The sequence below is a fragment of the Kitasatospora putterlickiae genome (assembly GCF_039527695.1).
Classification (GTDB): domain Bacteria; phylum Actinomycetota; class Actinomycetes; order Streptomycetales; family Streptomycetaceae; genus Kitasatospora; species Kitasatospora putterlickiae.
Genome location: NZ_BAAAKJ010000316.1, coordinates 1 through 6,229 on the forward strand (window position 1 = coordinate 1; position 6,229 = coordinate 6,229).

At 75.6% G+C, this 6,229-nt stretch carries 3 protein-coding genes and 1 pseudogene; all 4 read left to right on the plus strand.

What is annotated here, in order from left to right; translation table 11 throughout:
* On the plus strand, positions 1 to 379 hold a 379-nt coding region (locus ABD308_RS30040), incomplete at its 5' end, for an acyl carrier protein (RefSeq protein WP_344341793.1).
* 101 nt (positions 380 to 480) lie between these two features.
* A pseudogene (locus ABD308_RS30045) lies at positions 481 to 3,003 on the plus strand (type I polyketide synthase); the annotation flags it as partial.
* A gap of 445 nt (positions 3,004 to 3,448) precedes the next feature.
* Positions 3,449 to 3,745, plus strand: coding sequence for an acyl carrier protein (locus ABD308_RS30050; RefSeq protein ID WP_344341796.1), 297 nt, complete (start codon positions 3,449 to 3,451; stop codon positions 3,743 to 3,745).
* Positions 3,738 to 6,229: non-ribosomal peptide synthetase (locus ABD308_RS30055; protein ID WP_344341799.1), on the plus strand; the 2,492-nt coding region annotated here is incomplete at its 3' end. The genes ABD308_RS30050 and ABD308_RS30055, both read left to right, overlap by 8 nt.

The following is a 6,229-nucleotide window of genomic DNA, read 5'->3' on the forward strand; positions in this document are numbered from 1 at the left end:
CGCCGCGGCGGACGCCGCCGCGATCGACGGTCAGGCGCCGCTGGTCGGCCTCGGCTTCGACTCCCTGCGGACGCTGGAGCTGCGCTCGCGCCTGGAGCTGTCGCTCGGGGTGCCGCTGCCGGCCACCCTCGGATGGCAGTACCCGACGCTGGACGCGCTGGTGCCGTTCCTCGCCGAGCGGATGGGCATCGTGCTGGAGCCCGGCCCGGCCGTACCCGCCGCGTCCACCGCACCCGCCACGGCGGCCACCCCGGCCGCCGGAACCGCCCCCGTCGACCTCGACGGGCTCTCGGAGAGCGAACTCGAAGCCCTCCTCCTCGCCAAGACCGAGCAGTTCGACGCCGACGCCGATCCGACCGACCGGGGACAGGGACGATGACCACACGCGAGAACTCCACCGGGACCACCGGCACCACCACGCCCGACGACCGGTCCGCGTCCATGACCGCGATGAAGCGCGCCTATCTGACGATGGAGCGGATGCGGGACCGGATCGACGCCTACGAGCGGGCGCGGACCGAGCCGATCGCCGTCGTCGGCGTCGGCTGCCGCCTCCCCGGCGGGGTGGGCGACCCGGACGCGTACTGGGAGCTGCTCACCGCCGGCACCGACGCGATCGGCGAGATCCCGGCCGACCGCTGGGACGTCGAGGCGTTCTACGACGAGCGCCCGCGCACCCCCGGCCGGCACAGCACCCGCTGGGGCGGCTTCCTGGACCGGATCGACCGCTTCGACCACGAGTTCTTCGGCATCTCCCGGCGCGAGGCCGTTTCGATGGACCCGCAGCAGCGCCTGGTGCTCGAAGTCGCCTGGGAGGCCCTGGAGGACGCCGGGCAGGCCCCGCACGCGCTGGCCGGCAGCCGCACCGGGGTGTTCCTCGGCATCTGCAGCAACGACTACGCCGGGCTGCTGTTCCGCGAGCCCGCCGACATCACCGCCCATGCCAGCACCGGCGTCGCCCACAGCATCGCCAGCGGCCGGCTCTCCTACCTGCTGGACCTGCGCGGGCCGAGCGTCTCGGTGGACACCGCGTGCTCCTCCTCGCTGGTGGCCGTGCACCAGGCGTGCCAGAACCTGCGCCTGGGCGAGTGCGACCTGGCGCTCGCCGGCGGCGTCAACGCGGTGGTCGCCCCGGACGCGGCGATCTCCTTCTCGCAGTTCCCGGAGATGCTCGCCGACGACGGCCGCTGCAAGACCTTCGACGCGGCGGCCAACGGCTTCGTCCGCAGCGAGGGCTGCGGCGTGGTGGTGCTCAAGCGGCTCTCCGACGCGAAGCGCGACGGTGACCGGGTGCTCGCGGTGATCCGCGGCTCGGCCGTCAACCAGGACGGGCGCAGCTCCGGCCTGACCGCGCCGAACGGGGCCGCGCAGCGCGAGGTGTTCCACGGCGCCCTGGCCGCCGCCGGGGTCGGCCCGGAGCGGGTCGGCTACATCGAGACGCACGGCGCCGGCACCAAACTGGGCGACCCGATCGAGGTGGCGGCGCTGGCCGAGGTGTACGGCCGCGAGGAGGGCGCGCCGCTCTACCTGGGCGCGGTGAAGACCAACCTCGGCCATCTGGAGGCGGCGGCCGGGATCGCCGGGCTGATCAAGGCCGTGCTCTGCGTGGAGCGCGGGCTGATCCCGCCGAACCTGCACTTCGGGGAGCTCAATCCGCACATCTCCTTCGACGGCACCACCTTCGCCGTGCCGACCGGGCTCACCCCGTGGCCGGTGGAGGAGGGGCCGCGGCTGGCGGGCGTGAGCAGCTTCGGTTTCAGCGGCACCAACGCGCACCTGATCGTGGAGCAGGCGCCGGAGCGCCCGGCGGCGGAGCCGGACGGCGCGCGCCCGCTGTCCGTGCTGGCCCTGTCGGCGAAGAGCGGCGGCGCGCTGCTCAAGCTGGCCCGCCGCTACCAGGACCGGCTGGCGGCGGCCGGTCCGCGGGCCGCGCCCGACCTGTGCTTCTCCGCCAACACCGGCCGCTCGCACTTCCCGCACCGGCTCGCCGCGGTGGGCGCCTCCGCCGGGGAGATCGCCGACCGGCTGGCGGACTTCGTGCGGGACGACCCCGGCGAGGGGCTGCTGCTGGGCACGGCCGGGGGCACGGCCGCCGAGCCGGTCTTCCTGTTCACCGGCCAGGGCCCGCAGCGCGCGGGCATGGCCCGGCGGCTGTTCGAGACCCAGCCGTCCTTCCGGCGCACCCTCGAACGCTGTGACGAGATCCTGCGCGACGTCCTGCCCGCGCCGCTGCTCTCCGCCGTCCACCCGGCCTCGGCGGCGGACGGCGAGCTGATCAACACCATGGAGTTCGCGCAGCCCGGCCTGTTCGCGGTGGAGTACGCGCTGGCCGAGCTGTGGCGCTCGTGGGGCGTGGAGCCGGCCGCCGTGATCGGGCACAGCCTGGGCGAGTACACCGCCGCCTGCTTCGCGGGCGCGATGCCGCTGGAGGACGGCCTGCGCCTGGTCGCCGAGCGCGGGCGGCTGCTCCAGCGGCTCGCCGAGTCCGGGGCGATGGCCGCGATCTCCGCCCCGGCGGAGGAGGTCTCCGCCGAACTCGCCCGCCACGACGCCGCCCTGGTGTCGGTGGCCGCCGTGAACGGCCCGGCGAACACCACCGTCTCCGGGGTGCGGGAGGTCGTCGACGCGGTCTGCGCGGCGTTCACCGACCGCGGCGCCGAGGTGCGCCGGCTGCGGATCTCCACGTCCTCGCACTCGCCGCTGGTGGAACCGGTGCTGGAGCCGCTGCGGGCGGCCCTGGAGAAGGTCTCCTTCGGCGCGCCGGGGCTGCCGCTGGTGTCCAACCTGACCGGCCGGCCCTGGCCGTGGGACCAGCCGCTGGACACCGGGTACTGGCTGGGCCACGCCCGGCGGCCGGTGCTCTTCGCCGACGGGGTGCGCTCGCTGTACGAGCTGGGGTACCGCACCTTCCTGGAGATCGGCCCGGCGCCGACCCTGCTGGGCCTGGTCCGCGAGGTGCTGACCGGCGACGACGTCCTGACGCTGCCCAGTCTGCGGCCCACCTACGACGACTGGGAGGTCCTGCTGGGCAGCCTCGGCCGGCTGTACGTCGAGGGGGCCGAGGTCGACTGGGCCGGGTTCGACCGCGACTACGCGCGGGCCCGTACGCCGCTGCCGCACTACCCGTTCGCCGCCACCCGCTGCTGGCACGAGCCGAGCGGCGACGGCGCCGCCGTCCGGCCCGCCCGGCGCTCCCCGGCCCGGAGCGAACGGGCCGAGCGACCCGAACGGTCCGAACGTGCCGAGCGGCCCGAACGTGCCGAACAGCCCGAACGTGCTGAACGGCCCGAGCGGCGACAGCGGCCGCCCGGCGCGCCCGGCCGCGCCGCCGCGAGCACGCTGCCCACCGCCGAGGACCTGCTGCGCGCCCCCGCCGAGCAGCGCGTCGCCGCCCTGGTGNNNCCTCACGGCCGGGGTGCGCACCGCCCTGGGCTCGCGCGCGGCGACCGTGGACGCCGACGCGCCGCTGTCCGGCCTCGGGCTGGACTCGCTGATGGCCGTCGAACTGCGCAACGAGATCCAGGGCCGGCTCGGCGTCAAGGTCACGGTGGCCGACTTCCTCAAGGGCGCGACCGTGCGCGGCCTGGCCGAACAGGTGGTCGGCGAGGTGGCCGCCGCCCCGCGGCCGGAGCGCGGCGAGGACACCGCGCCGATCCGCCGGGCCGCCCGCGCGGCGGACCACGACGCCGGACTGCTCGCCCTGCTCGACCAGGTGACCGGGGAGACGGAGCCCTCCGATGACTGAGCTCGAACAGCGCCTCGCCGCCCTGACCCCCGAGCAGCGGGCCCGCCTGGAGCACCTGCTCGCCGAGAAGCGGACCACGGCCCCCGCCGAGGACGTCTTCCCGCTCTCGGTCTTCCAGCAGGGCATGTGGTTCCTGGAGCAGGTCCGCCCCGACAACCCGGCGTACGTGGTGCCGGGCGCGGTGCGGGTGCGCGGCCCGGTGGACGCCGGGGTGCTGCGCGCCGCGTTCGCCGAGGTGGTCCGCCGGCACGAGGCGCTGCGGACCGCCTTCACGCTGCGCGAGGGCCGCCCGGTCCAGGTGGTGCGCCCGCTGCCGGCGCCGGAGCTGCCCGAGGTGGACCTGCGGCGGGCCGGGCTGACGGCGGCCGAACTGGACGAGTGGATCGGCGCGGCGGCGATCGGCGAGCCGTTCGACCTGGAGGCCGGGACACCGGTCCGGCTGACCCTGCTGCGCACCGCCGAGGACGAGTCGGTGCTGGTCCTGGTGCTGCACCACCTGGTCTCGGACCGCTGGTCGTTCTGGGTGCTGCTGTCCGAACTCGCCGCCCTGTACGCGGCGTTCGCCGAGGGCCGGCCCTCGCCGCTGCCGGAGCCGCCGGTGCAGTACGCCGACTTCTCGCTCTGGCAGCGCGAGCAGCTGGAACAGGGCCGCTGGGACGGGCGGTTGGCGTACTGGCGGGAGCGGCTGGCCGGGGCGCCGGCGGCGCTGGTGCTGCCGACGGACCGGCCGCGACCGGCCGTGCAGGGCTTCCGCGGCGGCGCGCTGCCCTTCGAGCTGCCGGAACCGCTGATGCGGGAGCTGGCGGCGCTGGCGCACCGGCGCGGCGCGACCACCTACATGGCGCTGCTGGCCGTCTTCACCGTGCTGCTCGCCCGGTACAGCCGGCAGCGGGACGTCGTGGTGGGGGTGCCGACGGCCGTCCGCGACCGGCCCGAACTGGAGCCGCTGATCGGTTACTTCGTCAACACCCTGCCGATCCGCACCACGCTGCACGGCGGTCCGTCGTTCACCGAGGTGCTGGAGCGGGTGCGCGCCGCCTGCCTGGGCGCGTACGAGCACCAGGAGGTGCCGTTCGAGCTGGTGGTCGGGGAGCTGAACACGGCCCGCGACCTCAGCCGGCCGCCGGTGTACCAGGTGAGCTTCGCCTACGGCCGGGAGGCGGTGCCGGACCTCACGTTGGGCGGCGCGCGGCTGGAGCAGGTGCTGGTGCGCAGCGGGGGCGCGCGCTTCGACCTGGAGTTGCAGGCCTTCGACCGGGACGGCGGGCTGAGCGGCTGGTTCGAGTACGACCGCGACCTGTTCGACGAGTCCACCGTCGCCCGGCTGGCCGGGCACTTCCGCCGGCTGGCCGAGCAGGCGGTGGCCGGTCCGGACCGTCCGGTCGACGACCTCGACCTGCTGACGGAAGGCGAACGCCGCCGGGTGGTCGAGGAGTTCAACGCCACCGCGCGGCGGTGGCCGGCCGGGGCGGGCTGGATCCACCAGGCCTTCGAGGAGCGGGCGCGGGAGCACCCGGAGGCGGAGGCGCTGCGCTTCGAGGGGCGCTCCGTCGGCTACCGGGAACTGGACCGGCGGGCCAACCGGCTGGCGCACCGGCTGCGCGCGCTCGGGGTGGGCCGGGACGTCGTGGTGGGCGTCGGCATGGAGCGCGCGCCCGAGCTGGTGGTGGCGCTGCTGGCGGTGCTCAAGGCGGGCGGCGCCTACCTGCCGCTGGACCCGGAGCTGCCGGCCGCCCGGCTGGAGCACATGGTGCGCGACGCCCGGGTGCCGGTGCTGCTGACCCAGCGCCGGGTGCTGGCGGCGCTGCCGGCGACCGGGGCCGAGGTGCTGTGCGTGGAGGAGTTCGAGGCGGCGCCGGGCGGGGAGCCCGACACCGCCCCGGAGGTCGGGGTCGGTGGCGAGGACCTCGCCTACGTCATCTACACCTCCGGCTCCACCGGTACGCCCAAGGGCGTGCTGAACGTGCACGCCGCGATCCGCAACCGGCTGCTGTGGATGCAGGACGCCTACCGGCTGGACGCCGGGGACCGGGTGCTGCAGAAGACGCCGTTCTCCTTCGACGTGTCGGTGTGGGAGTTCTTCTGGCCGCTGGCCGCCGGCGCGACCCTGGTGCTGGCCCGTCCCGGCGGCCACCGGGACCCCGGCTACCTGGCCCGCACGATCCGCGCCGAGCGGGTGACCACGGTGCACTTCGTGCCGTCCGTGCTCCAGCTCTTCCTCCAGGAGGAGGTGGAGGAGTGCACCAGCCTGCGCCGGGTGGTGTGCAGCGGCGAGGCGCTGCCGCGCGACCTCCAGGACCGCTTCCTGGCCCGCTCCGGGGCCCGGCTGTACAACCTGTACGGCCCCACCGAGGCGGCCGTCGACGTCACCCACTGGACCTGCCGCCCGGACGGCGACCCGCTGCGTCCGGTGCCGATCGGCCGGCCGATCACCGACAAGCAGGTGTACGTCCTCGACGAGCGCCTCGGTCTGGTGCCGCCCGG